The 3,462-nt window shown below is 67.0% G+C and carries 4 protein-coding genes; 1 reads left to right on the top strand and 3 read right to left on the bottom strand.

The window, feature by feature from the left end; all coding sequences use genetic code 11:
• The 3 genes from BRAS3809_RS21460 to BRAS3809_RS21445 form a co-directional block, all read right to left on the bottom strand.
• Positions 1 to 643 (bottom strand): S49 family peptidase (locus tag BRAS3809_RS21460; RefSeq protein ID WP_035657469.1); only part of this gene is annotated, 643 nt, incomplete at its 3' end.
• A 233-nt stretch (positions 644 to 876) separates the two neighbouring features.
• Positions 877 to 1,650, bottom strand: coding sequence for a tRNA1(Val) (adenine(37)-N6)-methyltransferase (locus BRAS3809_RS21450; RefSeq protein ID WP_008964128.1), 774 nt, complete (start codon positions 1,648 to 1,650; stop codon positions 877 to 879).
• Complete coding sequence (locus tag BRAS3809_RS21445) at positions 1,643 to 1,870, bottom strand: putative signal transducing protein (RefSeq protein WP_008964127.1); 228 nt, start codon at positions 1,868 to 1,870, stop codon at positions 1,643 to 1,645. Before BRAS3809_RS21445 ends, BRAS3809_RS21450 begins: the two co-directional genes overlap by 8 nt.
• 118 nt (positions 1,871 to 1,988) lie before the next feature.
• Between BRAS3809_RS21445 and BRAS3809_RS21440 the strand changes: the two genes are divergently transcribed.
• Positions 1,989 to 2,999 (top strand): polyprenyl synthetase family protein, encoded by a 1,011-nt coding sequence (locus BRAS3809_RS21440; RefSeq protein WP_008964126.1) that lies wholly within the window; start codon positions 1,989 to 1,991, stop codon positions 2,997 to 2,999.
• Positions 3,000 to 3,462 lie beyond the last annotated feature (463 nt).

The following is a 3,462-nucleotide window of genomic DNA, read 5'->3' as shown; positions in this document are numbered from 1 at the left end:
TGAACAGCAAATCGTCGGCGCCCTTCAGCCTGGCGGTGCGGCTCTCCTTGACCAGCGAGATGAACAGCGCGTGGATCTCGCGCTGGATCTTCTTCAGCCGCGCCACGTCGTCGGGATTCTCGGGCAGGAAGGGATCGAGCATCGCCTTGTGCTCGCCGGCCGTGTACAGCCGCCGCTCGACGCCAATCTTCTTGATCAGGTCCTGCAGGCCGAACGAGCCGCCGACCACGCCGATCGAGCCGACGATCGACGACGGGTCGCAAAAGATCTCGTCGCCCGCGCAGGCGATCATGTAGCCGCCGGAGGCCGCGACGTCCTCGACGAACACCAGCACCGGCAGCTTCTTCTCGGCGGCGAGCTGGCGGATGCGCAGATAGATCTGGCGCGACTGCACCGGCGAGCCGCCGGGCGAATTGATCACCAGCGCCACCGCCTTGGCGTTGCGCATCGAGAACGCCCGCTCCAGGATCTTGGCCACACCGGCCAGCGTGAGCCCGGGACGCAACGGCGTGACCGCGCCGATCACGCCGGACAGGCGGACCACGGGCACCACCGGCACGCCGCGCAGCCGCGCTGGCAGCAGCGCCTTCAACCGATCAAAAGGCCCCGCTGCATCGCTGGGTTGTGTCAATTTGTCCACCATCCTGTTACCTCGGATTAACCACTTTTTATCCCGCCGCTGCCATTCAAATGGCTGGAACAAGCCTTGCTATGCCCTTGGCCAGTACAGGGCGAGCCTGGTTGCAGAGACGGCGGAGGAATTCATGAAGGTCTACCTGTTGATCCTGCTGATCGGTACTCTGTTGACGGCCATCCGTGTCACGTCGGTAACTGAACGTCGCTCCGAGGCGCAGACACACTAACGCCAGCCCCCCATCAACCGTTCAGGGAAGCGGCCAGCGCCAGACCCTCCTGCCCTTCCAGCACCCGCATCACCTCTTCATTGGGCACACCTGCCGCTTCATTGAGCACAACCCCCGGCAGGATCTGGATGGGTGCCCGCCCTCCCTTAACGGCCCTCACCAGGATACGGATTGCAGGCTTTCCGGCCTGCCCGTGCACCGGCTGCAGCGCCACGCTGCCGAAGCCGCGCGCCAACGCCGCCAGCACCTCGCCGAGCCCATCGGCGCGCCAGATCAAGGTCAGCACGCCGCCGGACCTCAGCATCCGGCGTGCGGCATGACTCCACAGCTCCAGCGTCGTCGGCGTCGCCATATGCGCTCCGGCCCGCGCCGCGTCCGGCGAGGCGCGATGGCGCGCGGCATCGTGGAAGGGCGGATTCATCAGCACGACGTCGACGCTGTCGGGCCCAAGCCCGGCCGCTGCGAAGGCTGCGGCATCCGCGGCGATGTCCAGCACGGCCACGTCGGCCCGCAGACCATTTGCCCGCGCGTTGTGAGCGGCAAGCTCGGCCAGATGCGGCTCCCGCTCCACCAGCACCAGCGAGAGGCCGGCAACGCGGCGCGCCAGCGCCAGCCCCGCCGTTCCGACCCCCGCGCCGAGATCGACCACGCGATCATCGGGACGCGCGGCGGTCGCCGCCGCCAGCAGGATCGCATCATGGCCGGCGCGGTGGCCCGAGATCGGCTGGCGCAGGCGCAGGCGGCCGCCGAGCACGGCGTCGTCGGACGTGCCGACGGCGTCACTCATCGGGGCGCAGCTCGTGCGCCAGGCCGGCCTCGGTGAGCAGCCGCCGGGCCTGCCGATTGTCGTCTTCGTGCACGAGGATCCGGCGCGGCAGGATGCCGAGCGAGCCCTCGATGATGCTCATGTTCTGGTCGAGCACGAGGTGATGGATGTCGGCGCCGTCGAGCAGCGCCCCGACCGCCGAAACCAGCACGATGTCGTTGGTCCGAACCAATTCCTTCAATCGTTATGTCTCCGTGCCGGATTGCGACAAGGTTGGGTCAAGGTTCCGTGTCCCGCCCTTGCCGCCTGCGGCCGCAGTTTCTATTGTCGATCCCAGGATAGCAAAATCGGAGACCAGCGTGGCGGTTATCGTACCTTTCGAGAGTCCATCGGGCGCCTCCATCGATGGGCTGGTCGGGCTGGTCACAGCCGACATGGAACGGGTCAACGCCACGATCCTGTCGCGGACCGGCTCCGATGTCACGATGATCCCGGAGGTCGCCAATCACCTGATCTCCTCCGGCGGCAAGCGGCTGCGGCCGATGCTGACGCTCGCGATGGCGCATCTCACCGACTATACCGGCGACGGCCACGTCAAGCTCGCCGCCGCGGTCGAGTTCATGCATACCGCGACCTTGCTGCACGACGACGTGGTCGACGAGAGCGAGATGCGCCGCGGCAAATTGTCCGCCCGGATGCTGTGGGGCAACGAGGCCAGCGTGCTGGTCGGCGACTTCCTGCTCGGTCAGGCGTTCCGCATGATGGTCGAGGTCGGCTCGCTGCGCGCGCTCGACATCCTCTCCGCGGCCGCCGCCACGATCGCCGAGGGCGAGGTGATGCAGCTCGCCGCCGCCAAGAACACTGCGACCACCGAGGACGAATATCTCGCCGTGATCCGCGGCAAGACCGCCGAGCTGTTCGCCGCCGCCTGTGAGGTCGGCCCCGTGCTCGCCGACCGTCCGAAGGCCGAGCAGACCGCATCGCGCTCGTTCGGCATGAATCTCGGCATCGCCTTCCAGCTCGTCGACGACGTGCTGGACTATGGCGGCAAGGCCGCCAAGCTCGGCAAGAACGTCGGCGACGATTTCCGCGAGGGCAAGATCACCCTGCCCGTGGTGCTGGCGTTCCGCCGCGGCAGCGACAGCGAGCGCGCGTTCTGGGTCAAGTCGCTGGAGCGCGGCGAGATCAACGATTCAGATCTCGATCACGCCATCGGCCTGATGAACAAGCACCGCGCGCTGGAGGACACGATCAGCCGCGCGCATCACTACGGCGCAATGGCGGTCGATGCACTGGCGCTGTTCCCGGCCTCGCCGATGAAGACCGCGCTGGAGCAGGTCGTGGCGTTCTGCCTGGCGCGGTCGCATTAGTTGGTTGCTGCGGCTCTCGCTGCGACGGCGGTACCCGTGAATGCGCCCTCTCCCCTTGCGGGAGAGGTCATGTACGGCCTATCAACTAATTCGCTCGGGTGAGGGGTATGTCTCAGCGAACTCAGCTCGCTGAGACATACCCCTCACCCAACCGAGATTGCTGCGCTGTCCTACATGCCCTCTCCCGCAAGGGGAGAGGGCGCCGTATCGGGCAGTCGTTTCGCTGCTGATGATTAGTTGGCTCCGTAGGGTGGGCAAAGGCGCCCGCCCCGCTCGTGCGGCAAGCTCGCCGCCCATGCGCCGTGCCCACCATCGGACGTCGTTCTCCGCGGTGAGACGGTGGGCACGGCGCCACCGCAACCTTTTGTTCGGATGCAGTCGTGCCGCGCCTTTGCCCACCCTACGGATCATCCGCGCCGTCGTCCCGAGGAGCGCAGCGACGACGCGATCCAGATCGAACACT

It is taken from the genome of Bradyrhizobium sp. STM 3809 (assembly GCF_000239795.1).
Lineage (GTDB): Bacteria > Pseudomonadota > Alphaproteobacteria > Rhizobiales > Xanthobacteraceae > Bradyrhizobium.
The sequence above is the reverse complement of the archived record's forward strand: the minus strand, read 5'-3'. Positions and strand labels throughout refer to the sequence as shown.

What these genes read in the sequence shown, in the direction of transcription:
- BRAS3809_RS21450 (WP_008964128.1), bottom strand. Translation starts at nt 1,650, where the DNA reads ATGAGTGACGCCGTCGGCACGTCCGACGACGCCGTGCTCGGCGGCCGC.